The 20,381-nt window shown below is 48.4% G+C and carries 3 protein-coding genes; all 3 read left to right on the top strand.

Going from position 1 to position 20,381, the window contains the following annotated elements; all coding sequences use genetic code 11:
• Window positions 1-69 precede the first annotated feature (69 nt).
• The 3 genes from ACO6VG_RS24040 (at window position 70) to ACO6VG_RS24050 (ending at window position 20,294) form a co-directional block, all read left to right on the top strand.
• Entirely contained in the window at window positions 70-6,879 is a 6,810-nt protein-coding gene (locus ACO6VG_RS24040; protein ID WP_422475995.1) for a hypothetical protein, read from the top strand.
• 116 nt (window positions 6,880-6,995) lie between these two features.
• The gene (locus ACO6VG_RS24045) at window positions 6,996-14,771 is read left to right on the top strand and encodes a hypothetical protein (protein ID WP_422475997.1); all 7,776 of its coding nucleotides are present in this window, start codon (window positions 6,996-6,998) and stop codon (window positions 14,769-14,771) included.
• Between the two features lie 63 nt (window positions 14,772-14,834).
• Window positions 14,835-20,294 (top strand): hypothetical protein, encoded by a 5,460-nt coding sequence (locus tag ACO6VG_RS24050; protein WP_422475999.1) that lies wholly within the window; start codon window positions 14,835-14,837, stop codon window positions 20,292-20,294.
• Window positions 20,295-20,381: the final 87 nt, after the last annotated feature.

The raw sequence follows: 20,381 nt of genomic DNA on the forward strand, positions 1-20,381 counted from the left end.
AAATTACTTCCTCGCCTGCCAGCAATCTCTTTTCACGGTGATAAAAATACTCAGCTCTGAGGTAGAAGAATGACAACTGCTCGCCCCGATGCATTGAGCCTTGCAGCGGCCATTGCAATCAGTTCTTCGATCATTGCTACACAGGCACTGGCCGATCGCAGGCTACAGACAAAATCTGTCGATTTTCCGGACAATGGACATGTGAAGTTTATCCAGAGCGAGGTTATGGTTCGGCCAACTTTAGGTGATGACCAGCAGCCAATACCCAAGTCCTTTACAACCACTTACCCCGATCAGGATCAGGCCAGGGCTGGCTACGACGTTCCTTCCAGGGGCTTCACAGACGTTCTTTCCGGCATCGAAGGCAGCGTTTCCAGTGTTGATCAATTTGAAACAGACGAGAATAGCGTTGCTCAGAAATACACCAAAGTTCTGAAGGTCGCTAATGAGGAAGTCTTCAGGTTCACTCATTGCCTTGAAAGCAACCTACTGCTCATTGAAGTCAGAATCGGGATGATCGATCCTGACTCAGTTGCAACTGTTCGTGCTCAATCAGGTAACGACCTGCATTTAGAACCTTTGACAAAAATCGCCCGTCCCGAACACCTGGCCGGAGTGCTGAAAGGCGCCAATGAAAGAGCGGGAAACCTTGGCGCAAGTAATGACTTCGTTCATCTTGCCAGTATTGAAGTCGAGCAAGTGAAAGTGGACGGGCGCACCTTTATGCGTCTTGTCGCTGCAGGCGACCAATCTCCTGAACTGCAGCACCTGGGTCAATCGCTCTTTGTCAATGATGAGGCGCTTTTCGCAGCAGCCACCACTGCCTATACCCAGGTTCATGTTCTGGGGGAAGAATTACAGTATGAAGCTCTGAATGAACTATTGTCATACCATAAACCTGTCGGCTATGTTGTCCACGTCGAGGATGACACAAAGGCTTATCCTGTGCCTGCTGATTATCCAAAGCTGGAAGTGGAACAGGCTTCGGAGGAGATCATTATTTTCCGTGGTCAGAAACAGAATCCGACCGATATCGCTTTTGTCGAAAGCCACTATGAATTATGGGATGTATATAGTGTTCAAGAACTCACTGCAGAAGTTAAAAAAGCCAGAATCAAAAACTACCAGTACGTGATCAGAAGCAGGCAGATGGCGCTGCTGGAAGAGCTTGCTGCCGGGTTGGCCACACAGCAAGATGCCGGACTTGACCTGGATAAACTGTCGAAGCTTACCTACTACGAATCTCTTCAGCAGGCATTAACCAGTGCTACTCCAGATGAAACCGATGAATTTGAATTCGCAACAGGGCACATCAGGGAGGCTTCATCAGTCATCACGCCCACCTGGGTGCAGTTTCAACTCATAAAAAACTTCAGCTTCAAACCCGTCCTTAAAAATCTTCTGACTCACCATAATTTTATTCAGAATATTCAGAGCCTGATGCCCTATGTCACCGAAATGATAAACGCGGTTGCGCTTGGCAAAGGCACAAAATTTTCCCAAAAAGTTGTGGGCGACATTGCCACACAGATGCTTGAGACGGTAAGAACGCTGGAAAAGCTGCGGGCAAAAGAGGCCGAACTGACCGCAGAACAAGTCACTGATTCTTCAGCAGATGTCACAAAAGCTCGCCACGCTCATATAGCTGCAGCACTGGGTGTTGATGACTGGGATGATATCTGGTCATCAGAAGAACAAGCCAGACTCCTCAGCAAGAAAATTGATGAAATAAACCAGTCGGTGGCGGCAACATTTATCGGCACAGAATTGACTCCGGAGCAAGCTGCAAAAAAAACACTGGCAGCGATTGAAGGCCAGCTCGGCATTGTTTCAGACAATGAAGACGATCTGGGTGGTCGCACTGATCTCATTCTGAAGCATCTGCAACAACATCCAGACCAGACTGGTGAGTTATTCGGGGATAAACTGACGATAATCGAAGGTCAGCTCGGTCTGGCTCCAACTAAGAAAGATGACCCGGCGGCCCGTCAAAAGATCATTCGAATGCACCTTCTGCTAAGACTGGCCAAGGTGGGTCAACAGCCACATTTTCAGCGTCAATATCAACAAAAACTGGAAGCAAAGAAAAGTCATCTACAGCAACTTCAGCACCTGGTCAATCTACTTCCAACGATTGACAAAAACCTTCGTGATGCCGCAGCAAAAGCAAGAGTAGATATCAACACTCAACTGGCAGCAGAGCTGGGTACTGATCACTGGGACGATACCCGGCCACTGGAGGAACAAGAAAGAATCATCAGGGAGAAAATTCTTGAAATCAAAACATCTCCTGACGAAAGAAATGCCGCAACAGGACAGCCATGGGAAGAAGCTGTAAAAGCAAGACTGGCGCCCATTAAAAGCAGGTTAGACATTACTTTGAACAATGAAGATGATCTGGATACCTACTATCAGTCCATTCAACAACAGCTGCAACAAAAGGAAAAACTGAACAATGTGGCCATTCAGAAATCACTGACTGACTTGGAAAGTAAGCTCGGTCTGGCCTCAGACAACGAAAAGGACCCCGAAGTCCGTCGACAGATCATTAAGCAACAGCTCGGGCAACAGCAAGCATTGGTCGCTCAACACCTTCGTCAGCAGCAGGGCACCAGAACAGATGCTGAAATCAAAGCCCGTTATAGAACTATTGCCGCACATTTAAACATTCAGGATTTTGACAGCGATACAAATGTTGACGCTCAACAGGAACAACTGCTTAAAAAACTTACGACAATGAAAGCCCGGGATGAACGTCAGCGTCAACAAATTAAGACAATGTATGCTCAATATGAGCTCCTGCTTCAGAAAGTTCCGTCAACGAGTGAGCAACCAGACCCAGAGGATGTTTACAATCGGGCCAAAAAAGGTGTTCTGGCAGCGATGCCCGGTGTTGAGCTGAGTGATGACATCACACCAGAAGGTCTCAAAGCCCTGGAATTGGCAGTACATTCCAGGCTGCTCAGGCTTGCTGACCTGGAAGAAGAAATAGGTCAGCCCCCGGGCCACCCCGGAGTCAAGCCTGAAGTACTTGCTAAACTGGCTGCCCTGGAAAAAGCCCTGAAGATGGATGACCTCAATGGCGAGGACGATGTGTATAAACGTCGTAACGCCATTCCTATGGAAATGGAGTTGTACATGGCAAAATTCAGGCAGAAGGCAGAGAAAGAGGCTCTGGCAATACTGGAAAAAGTAGAAGAAATATTCAAAATCGATGTCAACAAAGATGATCACACAGCAGCAAGGCTTGAGAGGATTTTTACAAAACTGGACACAGGTGATTTCTCAGAATCCATGGTGGATGAGATAGAAGATACCCTCTGGCAAGAAGACATCCCACCTGTGAGGGAAAAATGGGAAAGAAAACTCGAGAAACTTAAAGGGCGTCTTTCCTTTTATATCGAAATCCCGGATCTGGATGAACGCACCATAAGAGAAGAGAGAAAGATGCTTGAAGCCATAGAGGAAGAGCTGAACATTGACACAAGTGAAAATCCTGCTGCCAGAAGAAGAGACATGGATTTTATTGCTGAACTGGCTTCGGATCTAAAAGTGGAATTTGAAGAAGGAGCCAGCCTGAATGACCAGAAGGATGCCCTGAGAGGCAAAATTCTGGCATTAAAGGAAGAACTAAACAACCTCTTCGACAATGAGGATCTCACAAGAGAGACACACAATGAAATTGCTCGTCTTCTGTGCATCGAGGACTATAAAGATGATGCCTCTGAGGATGAACAGGCTTGCCTCATTGAAGACAGACTTCGGGAGCTGGATGAAGAAATTTGCATGATGAGTTGGCCTAATATTTATGATCGTACAGAAGCCATTGAAAATGAGCTTGACAGGCAAATAGCTCGCCTGGGACCTAAACCAAGATACGTTCTTGATCGTGAGCTTGCAGTAGCCAGACAAGCAGTACAAGACGCTGAAAGTGAGCAGGAAGCTGCTCGTCAAAAACTGGATGCTATTCGTAGCACAAATTGGGTATTCGCCCAGAGCCATACTGACCTCCAAACTGTTCCGGATGAAGGCGACACATCCCTCAATCAGGCAATGAAGGATATTCAGACTGAGTTGGGACTGGCTACAGATAATGAGCAAACCTTCAAAGAGCGAGTAGACGACATCAAATACTTCCTGAGTGGATGCAGTGCAGAAAAACGCGATGAAGTCATTGAGAAAACCACAAAAGCCATGAACCTGCGAATAAAAGGTGAGCTCGGTTTACCGGAAGAAGCTGATTACTTTAGTGCCAATACAGCCTCTGAAAAAACCTGTGGTCGTGATGAAACCCATGCAGTTGAGGGTGAACTGCCTTTGACCAGGAAAAACTACAATCGGGTCACAAAATTCCTCCATGAACACGACAGGAAAAGTGCAGAAGTGGCTCTTGCACTGCTTGAAGAAGCTGTTGCACAGGAGAATCTGGATCGAAAAAAAAAGCTGTTTAGCAACCCTGAAAACACCGCTAAGCAGGCTAAAACCGTCCATAAGAACGAAATAGCTATGCTGGATTCAGTTCTGGATCAGAAAAGTGAAGATGTATCCGTTGCGAAAAAGGCTCTGGCGAATCAGGAAGCACTTCTTGGCGCTGCTGAAAAAGCCGTGGGTCTTACACCAGATCCTGCTGACACCAATGAACAACGGATTAATGCCCTGAGAAACAAACAGATACAACTGGGTGGACATGATGGCACCGGCGGAAAAATCGAGCAACTGACCAAGGAACAGGTTCGTCTGGAAAGGGAGATTAAAAACAGACAAGCAGACCTTGAGAGAATGAAGGAAACCCTGAAGGCTGCACAGGAAGCTGTCGAAAATGATGGTGGCCCCTTCCAGTTCTCACCGGGACAGGTCAATGTTCTGGCCGCTATAAACACCTTCACGCAGCAGCAGTCTCTCCGGCAACAAGCGCTGGATGCTGCAATCGGCCTGACAGAATCAGCAGTAAACAGCGGTAAGCTGATACCAGACCTTGCAACTTTCGATTTTGACGATGAATTTGCACCGATGCGCTTGCAGGCAAAGGTCGGAGACGATCTGACGTTTAACCAGGCCAGCCGGATTGTGGAAGTCTTCAAAAACCTGAAGGCGAGCTTACCGCCCTCCCCTGTCGAGCCTCTGGAAGGTCAGCCCCGGAATCTCATTGAACAAGTCCAGACTCTGGCAGCCAGGGCCAGGAATGAGATGAAAACCGGGGCTCAACAATACGACGACGAAATACGCGGCATGGGCGAAAGAGCCATTCACTTTGTCGGGCATGAACCAGGGGATTTGAAAGGCTTCTCGGAATACTTCGCCGCCCGTTCTGCCAGTGGCAACAAGATCATGGCTCTGCTGCGTGAAGGACTGATCAGCAAGATTGAACTTGGAAACTACATAAAGGCCGTCAGAGGAATTGATGGTTATCAGACAGTGGACGAATTTGAACATTTCCTTGGCTACAAACAGGGCGTCAATGTCCCTCACTTCAAGGCTGTTGTCCGGATGCTGTCCGACAAAGGTGCTGAGGAATTCATGCACAGTGCCTTTACACCAGTGTCCGTGACTGCGATTGGCCCGGCAGCAATGAAAGAGTCGGTTGCCGGTATGAAAGAGTACGCAGTTGCGGTCATCGCCAACTATGTTCTTGACGATATTGCCTTTGATAATGGCCGCAGGACGGCAGCGTTTCTGGCCAATGTTCAGGATACCCTGACACCTTATGCCAATGCGGCCGGACTTTCTGAATCAGAACTGATCAAGGCTATCCATGGCACGTTGATACAGGCTCACGCCGCAGCGGTTGAGCGGCAGCTCAATGATGACTGGGTCAAACCTTCAGCTTTTCTGGTACAGGCTGTCACCTGGTACTTCTCCAGCTACAAACCGCTACTGGTAAGCCATACTGCCTGGCAGGCCAGAGCGCTCTCCCTCTCAAACATGTCGTTCCTGTATCTTCTGGATCTGACCAACAGAGGGGATTACCTGCACCGGATGCTGACACCTTTCCAGCACTGGCTGGAACGCTATGGTGTTGATCTTGACCGAACCGGGCAATATGCCTGCCACAGTGGCATTGAACAAATCTCTGAAGTGGGCGGACTGGCCATGCCATTGGGTAAAACCGCGTCCTCAGTCATTCTGTTGAAAACCGGCTCTGCGCTGTTTACCAGACAGCACAACGCCAACCCGCAGATGTATCGCAGCATTCTCCGCCTGGCGCCCGAAATAGTGAAGTCCATGGGGTCCGGACAAGGGATTCAGGTACCGCTGCTGCACAGGGCGACGCCACAGAAAGTGAAAACTCTGGCTTCTGCCACCACTGGTCTTGTGCTGGGACCGGTAGCCACTATCGGAGCATACGCTCATAGTCTTATATCCGGATTCACCTATGCACAAACCTTCGGGTTTGCTCTGGCATCGAGTCTCACTTTCGACTTTTTTATGAACGACAACAAGATGCTTACTCAATGGCTGGGCGGACCTCTTGGACGTAGTCTTGACAAAATTAATCGCTGGTGGGGCGAAGGTGAAACGGACGATGAGTATTTGAAACGTACGGCTATTGCCTCGCCTCAGGGTTTTAGTGAGACCGATGAAGCCTATGCAAATCAGATCAAAGCAAATAGCACGATGTATGGCTGGACTCGACAGGAAAATTATCTGCAGTTCCGTGAGCGCCGTGATCGCACCATGAAACTGTTTGAGAATGGCTGGGAAAAATACTTCAGGGAAAATGTACCTAAATGGTCGTTTTCCCATGCAGAAAGTGTTCCTTACTTCTATACCCTCGGAACTTTCTACGAATGGCGACGAGGCGATGATAAAAAAGTCCACGGTCATACAACTCGTTCCCACGCTCTGCGTGGGAATGCATACCCCCAGGTGAAAAACTGATTTTACACGCGAGATAAGGTATGGGTTGCCAGCCATGGTCTATTCTAAGTTGCTTCTTTGCCTGCTGTGAAAATCACTTTTCACGGTAATCAATCTACCAGCCCTGAGGTAGTCGAATGACAAATGCTTGCCCCAATGCATTAAGCCTTGCTGTAATCGCTGTAATCAGCTCTTGCATCATTGGCACACAGGCACTGGCCGATCGGAAGCTGCAGACCAGATCTATCGATATTCTGGTCAATGGGCATAAGGAGTTTACCAATAGTGAAATCATGGTTCGACCGACTTTAGGTCATGACAAGCAGCCAATACCCAAGTCCGTTACGACCACCTACCCTGCTGTAGACAGAATAAGCATAAACCCTGACCGTCCTTCGTTAACATTTACACAAATTCTTTCTGGTCTAAATGGCGACGCTTCCATTGTTGATCTGTTTGAAACTGACGAGAATAACGTTGCTCAGAAATACACCAAAATCCTGAAGGTAGGTAATGAGGGAGTCTTCAGGTTCACCCATAACCTTGAAGAAACGGAACTGGTCATTGAAGTCAGGGCCGGAATGACCGATCAGGATTCAGTTGATGCTGTTAGTGCATATCATTGGGTAGATGATGCTGAAGCATTAGAACCCTTGACGAAAAGCGCCGCCCCCTTAGGACTGGTTGGATTACTGGAAGCTGTCTATGAGAGAACAGGAAACCTGGGCGCAAGCAATCACTATGTTGCCCTTGCAACCATTGAGGTAGAAAAAGTTGCAGTGAACGGACGTACCTTCATGCGTCTTATCGCTTCGGGCGATCACCCCCCTGAATTACAGCGGCTGGATCAATCACTCTTTATCAACGACGATGCCCTCCTGGCAGCAGCCACCTCAGCCTATTACCAGGTTCATGTTGCGGGAAAGGATTTACAACAGCAGGCGCTTAATGAACTCTTGGCACACAGCAAACCCGTCGGCTATGTTGTACACGCCGACGATGATGCAAAGGTTTATCCCGTGCCTGCGGGTTATCCAAAGCTGGAAGTTACAGAAGCTCCGGGAGAGGTCATCGTTTTTCATGGTCAGATGCCGAAACCGGATGATATCGCTTTTGTAGAAAGCCTCTATAACCTCTGGAAAGAAGCTGAGGCTAATGACCTCGCCCTCGCCCCTGCAGTGGCAGCAAAAGTAGTAAGACATGATGTCAAAAGCTACCGGTACGTCATTCGAAGCAGGCAAATGACAATATTGGAGGAGTTTGTTGCGCGGCACGAGGCTGAAGTTCACGAAGATCAACCGATGACGCTCACAAACGAAGATAAACTGGCAATGCGTGCGCTTGTTGACTACGAATATCTCCAGCAGGCATTAGCGAGTGCTGGTGCAGCTCGCTCGACGGATCTCAGTAAATTTGAATTCACAATGGAACACATCAGAGTTGCTTCGGCGGTTATCACGCCGCCCTGGATGCAAACTCAACTGGTAGAGCACTTCGGCTTCAGACCCGCATTTAGAAATCTTCTGATTAACCTGCATTTTGTTCAGAATCTTCAGAATCTTATACCCTTTTTCAAAGATATAAACTATGCGCAGACGGGTCCTCTTGAGAAGGACAAAAAGTTTGCTGCCCAAGTCATAGGAGACATGGCCAAACAGCTGTTAAAGAAACTGGACAAGCTGCAGGAAGAAGAAAATAAACTCCTCGGAATTCGAAACAACTTAAAGGACACTTTGGAGCAAGTCTATGTCAGTCGAAAGGAAAAACTGAAAGCACAATGCCAGTATCGGAAAATTGAGGATAAGCTTGCAAAGCTTCATGTCGAACTGGAAGATCTGGAAAATCTGAAGCTGAAACGTCTGCTGGAAGTTCGACAAGTCCCGAATCCGGAAACAAAAGTTCATATTATCAGAACAGAGCCCACAAAAGCGATTAACGCTCAAATGGCTGCAGAGCTTGGTATTGACAACTGGGATGATACCCTGCCACTCAACGAACAATTCACACTCATAGAAAAGAAAATTAATGAAATATACAGATCGATGGCCGCAACAGAACAGCCTGATGAAGAAACTCTAACAGCAGAACCAACGGCCATTGCTAGCTGGCGAGGCATTGCTCCGATCAATAAAATCAATCCGCGCACCCTTCTGTTCATTCAAAAACGGCTGCAACAAAACATTATACGACCCGAGCAGGAAGTATCGGAAAGGCTGACTATCTTTGAGAATTATCTCGGTCTGGTTCCGGAAAACAAAGATGACCTTAATGCCCGACACCAAGCCATTCATCGGCACCTGAGGCAGCAGGCGACCGAAATCGTTCAACAACCCTTCCAGGATCAACAACAGGAAGCCAGACAAACTCCAGAGCTGGAACAACTCGTTCGGGATACCAGAGCAGGTGCCATAAAAGCCCGCAACGCTCAACTGGCAGCAGAGCTTGGTATTGATGACTGGGATGATGCCCTGCCACTCGAAGAACAGGCCAGACTCATCAGAAATAAAATCCAGGAAATAAATCCATCGGTTACCGAACAGTCTGAAGAAGAAACTGTAAAAGCAAAAACGGCGGGCATTGGAAACAAGGATTGCTTTATTTTGGTCAATGAAGATGAGCTGGCGGCCTTGGAAGCTCAGCTGGGCATTGTCCCGGATAAAGAAGATGACCTGAAAGCTCGTCACGAGAGGCTTCTGGAAAACTTTGAGCAGCACGCAGAACTGAAAAACCGGTTACAGAAACTTCAGCAGCAAGCCGATCAGGTTCCCGACCTGGAAAGGATACTTCTTACCGTCAGGAAAATTGCCAGAAAAACTCACTACGCTTATACAGCAGCCAAGCTGGGTATTGATGACTGGGATGATACCCTGCCACTGGACGAACAATTCACACTCATACAAAAGATAATTAATGAAATTTACAGATCGATGGCCGCAACAGGGCAGCCTGATGAAGAAACTCTAGCCGCAGAACCAACGGCTATTGGTGGCTGGCGAGGCATTGCTCCGGTCAATAAAATCAATCCGCGCACCCTTCTGTTCATTCAACAACGGCTGCAACAAAACATTATACGACCCGAGCAGGAAGTATTGGAAAGGCTGACTATCTTTGAGAATTATCTCGGTCTGGTTCCGGAAAATAAAGATGACCTTAATGCCCGTCACCAAGCCATTGCGCAGCACCTGAAGCAGCAGGCGACCGAAATTGTTCAACAACCTTTCCAGGATCAACAACAGGAAGCCAGACAAACTCCAGAGCTGGAACAACTCGTTCAAGATGCCAGAGCAGATGCCATAAAAGCCCGCAACGCGCAACTGGCAGCAGAGCTTGGTATTGATGACTGGGATGATGCCCAGCCACCCGAAGAACAAGCCAGGCTGATCAGAGAAAGAATTGCTGAAGTCAACCCGTTCTTAGCCGCAACACCCGACGAAGACGCCGTAAAAGCAAAACTGGTAGCCATTGAAAGCGAACACGGTATTACCCCAAACAATGAAAACAATCCGGATGCCCGCCATCAGTTCCTTCAACAGCACCCGCAGCCAGGGAGCACCAGCAAAGAGACTGGAAAAGACGCTGAAATAAAAGCCCGCTATGCAATCATTGCCGCACATTTAAACATTGAGAATTTTGATAGCAATACAGATAAAGACGCTCAACACGAACGCCTGATTCAACGGCTTAATACAATGGAGGCTCAACTGCAACGGCAGCGTCAACAACTTTATATAATGGCCTTGGAACAGGATTCAGAGAATTCCTATACTATGGCCAGAAAAAATGCTCTGGCAGCGGTTCCTGATGTTGATCTGACTGAAGACAAGACACTGAAAGATCGCGCCGGCCTGGAGTTAACAATACGCTCCAAACTCTTCAGGCTTAGAGATCTGGAAAAAGAACTGGATGACATCAGAACACCAGGCCACCCCAAAGCCACGCCTGTGGTGCTTGGGAAGCTGCTTGCCGTGGAAAAAGCCCTGGAGATGAATCCCCCCAGTGAAGAGCAGGATCAGTATCAACGCCGCCAGGCCATTTCTGACGACATCAAGTCACAGATCGCAGACGCCAGACAGCGGGCAGAGGAAAAGGCTCTGAGCCTACTGGCAGCCATAGAACAGGTTTTCGACATCAATGTCAATGAAGATGATGACAGAGTAGCAAGACTTGTCAGGGTTCGTGCAAGACTTGGTGGCGATGACGTCTCAAAACAGATGCTGGATGAGATCGTTAACATTCTCTGGCAAGACGACACATTGGTGATGATGAAAAACTTCAAACCCGTGGTCGAGAGCCCTCACAAAAGTATTACTCTTCCTGATGAGAAAAAAGGAAGGCAAGAATGGCTTGATCTGATTGCCAGGCGTCTGACCTATAAAGTCGAAGAAGTGGATCAGCGTGCCAGGGAACAACAAAATCGTTTGCTTGCAGCCGTAGAGTACAATCTGGAGATATACCCTTCTGTATACATTGCTGCCAGAGAAAGGGGCAAGGTTTTTACTACTGAACTGGCCAGTGTTCTGCAGGTAAAGTTTGAACACGACGTCAGCCTGTCTGACCTGAAGGATGCTTTAACAGCCAGAATTCAGGCAATTCGGGATGAAGTCAACGAAGTCTATGACGATGAAGCTGTGAAAAGAATCCGGAACAATCAAATAGCTCATCAACTCAACATCTGGGACTATAAAGGGCATGAAAGAATCGACGACCAGAACGGCCTGATTAATGCAAAACTTCAATGGCTGGATGAAGAAGTTTTCAAAGCGGGTCAACCTGATGTTAATGAGCGTATCTCCGCCATTGAGGATGAGCTTGACAGGCAAATGGCCCGCCTGGGGCCCAAGCCCCGATACGTTCTTGATCGTGAAGTAGCCGGAGCCAGGCGAGCACTGAAAGCAGCCGAAAGTGAGCTGGAGACAGCTCATCGCAAACTGGATGCTATGGGTCGCAAACAATGGCTATCTGCACAGAGCCCTGCAGACCTCCAACATCCCTCGGATGAAGATGACCCGGCTGACAATCAGCCGGTAAAAAAGATTCAGATTGAGCTGGGTCTGCCTGCAGGTGACGAGCAAACCGATGCAGATCGATTACTCATGATCGAGAATTTCCTGCTGGAACAGAGTGCAGAAATACGAGATGAAGTCCTGAAGGAACTGAGAGTCAGAACCCATCTGAACATCCAGATGCATCCCAACCCCGAATCAGTGGGAGAAGGTGAATGCATTATGTCTATTGAATACAATTCAGATAGTCATGGCCGGGACACAACCGATGAAATCGATGAAGCGCGGGATGGATTGCCTTTAACCGGGAAAAAGTTCGCCCAGGTCACAGAATTCCTGCGTGAGCACGACAGGAAAAGTAAGGATTTAGCCGAGGCAATCACTGAAGAAGCTGTTGCGCGAAAGAATCTGGTTCGTAAAGAGCAGGAGATTTTTGCGCGAGCGAATACCGTTCCTAAAGAACCGGAGATGTTCGAATCTGAAAACATTAATGAGCAATCGACAAGCTCAAATAAGCTCGAGTGGGATCTGCTGAGTTCAGCCCTGGATCAGAAAAGAGAAGCTGTATCAGAAGCAGAAAAAGCTCTGGCAGATCATCATGAAGCGACTCTTGACGCCACTGAAGAAGCCCTGGGCCTTAAACCAGCCCCCTCTGGCACCCATGAACAACGGATTAATGCCCTCAGAAACACACAGAGACAACTGGGCGTTAACGACCGCAGGATCCGACAACCGATTCAGGAACTGGTCCGTCATGGTCGTCTGAAAGCTGAGATTAAAGTTAGGAAAGCAGACATAGAGAGACTGAAAAAAGTCCTGGAGGCTGCCGAAGAAGCCGTCAACAATGATGACGGGCCCTTTCAATACACGCCGGAACAGGTAAAAGTTCTGGACGCTATCCAAAGATTCACGCAAAACCCTCTCAAAAAACAAGCCCTGGAAGCTGCAATGGTTCTGGCAGAGGCAACAACCCTGAGCGGTAAACCAATGCCACTCCTTACGGCTTTCGATTTTGACGATGAATTTGCATCCATTCGTTTGCAGGCAATGGCCGGAGACGCTCTGACCTTTGATGAGACCCGCCAGATTGTGGAGGTCTTCAGGAATCTGAAAACCAGCTTTCCGCAAAGCCCTGACGAGCCTGCAGGATATCGGACCCTGAATGTCCTGGAAGAAGTCCACAGGCTTGTGCAATTGTCCAGGCAAGAGATAGAAACAGGAGCACAGGAATACGACGAAGAAATTCGTGACATGGGCTCAGCAGATAGTCACTACGTCCAACATGAATCAGGGGACCTGAAAGGCTTCTCGGAATACCTCAATACCCGTTCTGCCAGTGGCAACAAGATCATAGCCCTGCTACAGGAAGGTCTGATCAGTAAAGTTGAACTTGAGAACTATATAAAAGCCGTCAGATTTGTCGAAGGTTATCCGACAGTGGCTGAATTTGAACACTTCCTCGGCTACAAACACGGCGTCAATGTGCCCCACTTCAAAGCCGTTGTCCAGATGCTGTCTGACAAGGGGGTTGAGAAATTCATGCAGAGTGCCATTACTCCTGTGAGCATAACAGCAACTGGTCCGGCGGGTATGAAAGAATCTGTTGCCGGCATGAAAGAATACGCCGCTGCTGTCATCGCCAATTACGTGCTTGATGATATTGCCTTTGACAACGGCCGCAGGACGGCAGCATTCCTGACCAATGTTCAGGACACACTGACACCTTATGCCAATGCTGCTGGCCTGTCTGAATCAGACCTGATCAAGGTGGTCCATGGTACGTTGAAGCAGGCTCATGCCGCCGCAGTTGAACGGCAACTGTCGGATTTCTGGGTCAAACCTTCTGCCTCCCTGGTACAGGCTGTCACCTGGTACTACTCCAGCTACAAACCGCTGCTGACCACCACTGACAGCCGGAATGCTGCCAAACTGTCTCTCTCAGGTATGTCGTACCTCTACCTTCTGGATCTGACCAACCGGGGTGATTACCTGCACAGAATGCTCATACCTTTCCAGCGCTGGTTGCAACATTACGGCATTGATCCTGAGCGAACCGGCCAATATGCCTATCACAGTGGCATTGAACAAATCTCTGAAGTGGGCGGGCTGGCCATGCCATTGGGCAAGGCCGCTTCCTCAGTCATTCTGCTGAGAACCGGCTCTATGTTATTTGCCCGGCAGCACAGCGCTAATCCTCAAATGTATCGCAGCATTTCCCGTCTGGTGCCGGAAATAGTGAAATCCATGGGTTCAGGACAGGGAGTTCAGGTGCCGCTGCTGCACAGGGTGACACCACAAAAAGTGAAAACTCTGGCCTCTGTCACAGCCAGTCTGGTGCTGGGTCCGGTAGCCACTGTCGGAGCATACGCCCAGGGTCTGATATCCGGGTTTACCTACGCTCAGAGCTTCGGATTCGCTCTGGCGTCGAGCCTCACTTTCGACTTCTTTATGAACGACAACAAGATGCTCACTCAATGGCTGGGTGGTCCTCTGGGCCGCAGTCTTGACAAGATTAATCGCTGGACAGGCGTTGGGGAAACGACAGACGACTATGTGAAACGTACGACTATTGCCAGACCCCAACACTCCGATGAAACCGATGAAGCCTATGCAAACCTCGTTAAAGCAAATAACACCCTGTATGGCTGGACTCGACATGAAAATTACCTGCAGTTCCGTGAACGCCGGGATCGCACCATGAAACTGTTTGAGAATGGCTGGGAGAAATACTTCAGGGAAAATTTGCCCAAATGGTCATTCTCCCATGCAGAAAGTATTCCTTACATTTACACTCTCGGAACCTTCTACGACTGGCAACAGGGCAATAATAAGAAAGCACCTGCTGGTGAAAAGACAAATGCCCCTCAATCAAGCTTTCTACCTGCTGCCTCAGCAGACTCACTTAATTAAAACCCGCCGGGTGTGACAATCACTCTTCACGGTAATAAAAATACTCAGCTCTATGGTTTTAGAATGACAAATGCTCGCCCCAATGCATTAAGCCTTACAGTGGCCGTTGCAATCAGCTCTTCCATCGTTAGTACACAGACACTGGCCGATCGCAGGCTGCAGACAAGATCTGTGGATATTTCGGGCAGTGAACATGTGGAGTTTATCCAGAGTGAGGTCCTGGTTCAGCCAACTCCAGGTGATGACCAGCAGCCCATTCCCAAATCCTTTACCACCACCTACCCTGATCAGACAGAAGTCAGAGCGGGCTTCGACGTACCTTCTGAAGGCTTCACAGACATTCTTTCTGGCATCGAGGGTGGCGTTACCAGCGTTGACCTGTTTGCAACCGGCGAGAATGACGTTGCTCAGAAGTACACCAAAGTTCTCAAGGTCGGCGATGAGGGTGTCTTCAGGTTCTCCCATAACCTTGCAGAGGATAAACTGGTCATTGAAGTCAGAAAAGGAATGACCGATCAGAATTCAATTGCGGCTGTTCGTGCTCAATCAGGTGACATTCAACCATTAGACCCTTTTACAAATATTGCCAATCCCGAACAACTGGCCGGAGTGCTCAAAGGTGCCAACGAAAGAGCAGGAAGTCTTGGCGAAGCTGATCACTATGTTGCCCTTGCCACCGTTGAAGTAAAAAAGGTTGCAGTAAACGGGCGCACCTTCATGCGTCTTATTGCTGCAGGCGATCAGCCTCCTGAACTTAAACGCCTGGGACAATCGCTCTTTGTCAATGATGAGGCGCTTTTTGCAGCAGCCACCTCTGCCTATACCCAGGTTCATGTTCTGGGGGGAGATATACAACAGCAGGTCCTGCAGGATCTGTTGTTTGATCATAAACCCGTCGGCTATGTTGTATACGTTGAGGATGACACTCAGGCATATCATGTACCTGAACTTTATCCAACACTGGAAGTGGCTGAGATTTCGGAAAAGATGATTGTTTTCCGTGGTCAGAAACAGAATCCAGCCGACATAGCTCTTGCGGAAACTCTCTTTTACACCTGGGAGAAATATCTCGGCGATGACCCCGATCCTGCGATAACAACACTGGTTAAAAAAGACAAGCTCAGAAGCTACCAGTACTCCATTCGAAGCAGGCAGATGCAAATGCTGGAGGAATTAGCTGCATATCAGGATATTAAATTTGATGCATATCAACCGGAGATGCTTGCGTACTATGAATCTCTTCTGCAGGCATTGATCATTGCTACTCCAGACAAGGCAGATGAATTTGAATTGACATTAGGACATATCAGAGTCGCTGCCTCGGTCACCACGCCAAGCTGGCTGCAAATTCAACTCGCAAAACACTTCCGCTTCAAACCCAGACTCAGAAATCTTCTGAATAATCCGCACTTTGTTGAGAAAATTCAGGAGATCACAACCTTTCTCGCCGATATCAATCGAACAAGGATTCCCGAGGAATACGAAGAGTTTACTTCCGAAGTCATGAACAACAAGGACAGACAGCTGCTTGAAATTTACAACAAACTGGAGGAGCTTAGGGCAAAACAACCCGAAATACGTAAGCCAAACAAAAAATTGCTTCGCGCAATGGCAGCAGAGCCTGGTATTGATGACTGGAACGATATCCAACCCCCCGAAGAAAAAGCCAGGCTCATCAGAAAGAAAATGCGACCGGTTCCTGCAACAGGAAAGTCTCGGAAAAAAGCTATAAAAGAAATACTGACGGATCTTGAGAACACACTCGAAATCACTCCTGACAATGAAAACGATCTGGATTTACGCTATCAGGGTATCCAACAATACCTGCATCAAAATGAAGGACTAATCCATGGGCCAGTCCAGCATAAACTGGCTATCTTTTTTGAAGGTCAGCTTGGTCTGGTCCCTGATAACAAAATGGACACGCAAGTGAGCAGCATTACAGAGTCTGAAAATGACGCTGACATCAAAGCCCTCTGTGCAACCGTTGCCAGGTATTTAAACATTCAGGATTTTGATAGCGATGCAGATGTTGAAGTTCAACAAGAACGCCTGATTCAAAAACTTAAGACAATGAATGTTCAGGGAGAAACTCTGCGTCAGCAACTTAAGGCAATGAGTGCTCAGGAAGAAAGTCTGCGCGAACAACTTAGCGCAATGGGAAACCTACTCCATAGGGAAGCTTTTTACACCAGGGCCAGAAAAGACGCTCTGGCAGAGGTTCTTGGGATCAATCCGGGTGAAGATCCCCTCCTGGAGGACCGTGCCAGCCTGGAATCAAAGGTAAATGACATGCTCTTCGAGCTTTCAGAGCTGGAAACAGAACTGGAAGACATCAAAACACCAGGCCATCCCGAAGTCATGCCTGAAGTATTGGAGACACTTCTTGCGACGTTAACAGGTCTGGAGGGAAAGAATTATTTCCATTTCAGAGAAAAGGAGAATGTCTATGACCTTCGTCAGTCCCTTTCTGAAAAAATGCATCTACACATCAGAGAAGCCAGAAAGCGGTCAGAGGAAGAGGCCCTGAACGCACTGCACGGCCTGGAAATATTACTCAACATCAAAGTCAATGTAAGTGATTACAAAGCAGCAAGAATGGAAAGGCTTCTTGCAAGACTTGATGCCCGTCATGTTTCAAATTTTGAGCTGGATGAAATGCGAAGGATACTCTGGGAAGCTGGCGGGCCAGGCTGGAGAGATCTGGAGGGGAATCCAGAAGAGATAAAAATCAAGCTCAACAGCATTCGTCATCGCCTCAGGTATGTTGTTGAAGAACCGGATCAGCGGGCCAGAATACGACAGGCAGGTCATCTTATCGTTCTGGAGGACCAGTTAAATATCGCCCCTTATGAAAACCCTGCTGCCAGAGGGAGAGGCAAAAGTTTAACAGACAAACTGGCCAGTGATCTGAATATAGGATTTGAAGACGATGCACAACTGACTGACCGGCAGTATGCTCTGGGAGGCAGAATTCAGGAATTACGGGATGAACTGCTTGAAGTCCATGAAGATGAAGATGCCAGGAGAGCCTGGAACAATAACATTGCACATCAACTCAAGGTTATAGATTATGAGGATGATGCCAGCATCGACGACCAGAACCGTTTAATTAGAGCAAAGCTCCAACAGCTGGATGAAGAAGTTTTCAAAGCCGGTCAGCCTGACGTTAATGAGCGTCTGGCAGCCATTGATGAAGAGCTTGACAGGCAAGTGGCTCGTCTGGGACCTAAACCCCGATACATTCTTGACAGTGATGCAGGCAGAGCCAGACGAATGATAGCAAAAGCCGAAAGCGAGCTGGCAGATGTTCATTGCAGACTAAACAGGCTTAGTAACAATAAAGACGACAATGACAGTATACGAAGCATTAAGGCACTTCAGAGCGAGTTGAATCTGTCTGGTAAATTGCAAACCCTCCCAGAGCGGGAACAGGCCCGTCTGGAGGACGAGATTGAAACCAGGAAAGCAGATATTGAGAGAATGAAAGGAGTCCTGATGGCGACAGAGAAAGCCATCGAAAGTGACGGCGGTCCCTTCCAGTTCACGCTGGAACAGGCAAAAGTTCTGAAGGACATTCACAAACTCACACAGCAGCACCCTCTCATAAAACAGGCTCTGGAAGCCGCTATTGGCCTGAGAAAAGCAGCAAAAGAAAGCGGTAAGGCATTACCTGGCCTTGTCACTTTCGATTTTGACGATGAGTTTGCACCGATTCGCTTGCAGGCAGGGGTCGGAGACAAACTGACGTTTAAACAGGCCAGCCGGATTGTAGAAATTTTCAAGAGACTGAAGACGACAAGCTTCCCAGCCCCCACTCTCGAGCAACCCCGGAATGCCATCAAAGAAGTCAACTCTCTGGCGCACCGGGCATGGGATGAGACAGGAAATGGGGCACAAGAATACGACAACGAAATTCACGGTATAGGCTTAGCAGGTATTCACAGCGAAGATCCTGAACCGGAGGATCTGAAAAGCTTCCCGGAATACTTCGCTAGCCATTCTGCCAGTGGCAACAAGATAATCACTTTGCTACATGAAGGTCTGATCAGCAAGGCTGAACTTGAGAACTACATGAAGGTAGTCAGAGGTCTCGATGGTTATCAGACAGTGGACGAATTTGAACATTTCCTTGGCTACAGACACGGCGTCAATGTGCCTCACTTCAAAGCCGCTGTCCGGATGCTGTCCGACCAGGGTGCTGAGAAATTCATGCTGAGTGCCTTTACACCAGCGTCCGTGACTGCAACTGGCCCGGCCGCTATGAAAGAGTCGGTTGTCGGCATGAAAGAGTATGCCGCTGCTGTCATCACCAACTATGTTCTTGACGATATTGCCTTTGAAAATGGCCGCAGGACGGCAGCATTTCTGGCCAATGCTCAGGATACCCTGACACCTTATGCCCATGCTGTCGGAATATCTGAATCAGAACTGATCAAAGCCATTCATGGCACATTGTTACAGGCTCATGCCACAGCGGTCGAGCAACAGCTCAATGATTACTGGCTCAAACCTTCAGCCTTTCTGGTACAGGCTGTGACCTGGTACTACTCCAGCCACAAGCCACTATTGGTGACCCATGACGTATGGCAGGCTGCCGAGCTGTCCTTCTCAAACATGTTGTTACTCTATCTTCTGGATCTGACCAACAGGGGTGATTACGCCCACAGAATGCTCACACCTTTTCAGCACTGGTTGGAACTTTACGGTGTTGATCCTGATCGAACCGGGCAATATGCCTACCACAGCGGAATTGAAAAATTCTCTGAAGCGGCCGGGCGGCTGGCCATGCCATTGGGCAAGGCGGCTTCCTCAGTCATTCTGCTGAAAACCGGCTCCATGCTGTTTGCCAGACAATACAACGCCAGCCCGCACAGGTATCGCAGCATTTCCCGTCTGGTACCGGAAATAATGAAATCCATGGGTTCCGGACAAGGGGTTCAGGTACCGCTGCTGCACAGTCTGACACCACAAAAAGTAAAAACTCTGGCCTCGGCTACTGCCGGTCTGGTGATGGGTCCGGTAGCCACTTTCGGAGCATACGCTCATGGTCTTGTCTCCTGGTTCACCTATGCTCAGACATTCGGGTTTGCTCTGGCGTCGAGTCTCACTTTCGACTTCTTCATGAACGACAACAGGATGCTTACTCAATGGCTGGGTGGACCTCTGGGCCGAGGTCTCGACAAGATTAACCGCTGGCGGGGCGTGGGTGAAACGGACGCTGAATATTTGAAACGTACGGCTATTGCCTCACCTCAAGGTTTCAGTGAAAACGATGAAGAGTACGCAAACCGTGTTAAAGAAAATGACATGATGCATGGCTGGACTCGACACGAAAATTACCTGCAGTTCCGTGAACGTCGTGATCGTACCATGAAACTGTTTGAGAATGGCTGGGAGAATTACTTCAAGAAAAATGTGCCTAAATGGTCGTTTTCCCATGCAGAAAGTATTCCTTACTCCTACACTCTGGGTGCCTTCTACAATTTGCAACAGGGCGATGAACAGAAAATAAGCGATTGACAGCCATAAGGGATTAGCAGCCGCTTCCCCACCTGTTGTGCCAGTCACTTTTCACAGTGCTAAAAATACTTAGCTCTGAGGTAGTAG

The sequence above is a fragment of the Endozoicomonas sp. ALB032 genome (genome assembly GCF_049310125.1).
Lineage (GTDB): Bacteria > Pseudomonadota > Gammaproteobacteria > Pseudomonadales > Endozoicomonadaceae > Endozoicomonas_A.

What these genes read in the sequence shown, in the direction of transcription:
- ACO6VG_RS24045 (WP_422475997.1), top strand. Translation starts at nt 6,996, where the DNA reads ATGACAAATGCTTGCCCCAATGCATTAAGCCTTGCTGTAATCGCTGTA.
- ACO6VG_RS24050 (WP_422475999.1), top strand. Translation starts at nt 14,835, where the DNA reads ATGACAAATGCTCGCCCCAATGCATTAAGCCTTACAGTGGCCGTTGCA.
- ACO6VG_RS24040 (WP_422475995.1), top strand. Translation starts at nt 70, where the DNA reads ATGACAACTGCTCGCCCCGATGCATTGAGCCTTGCAGCGGCCATTGCA.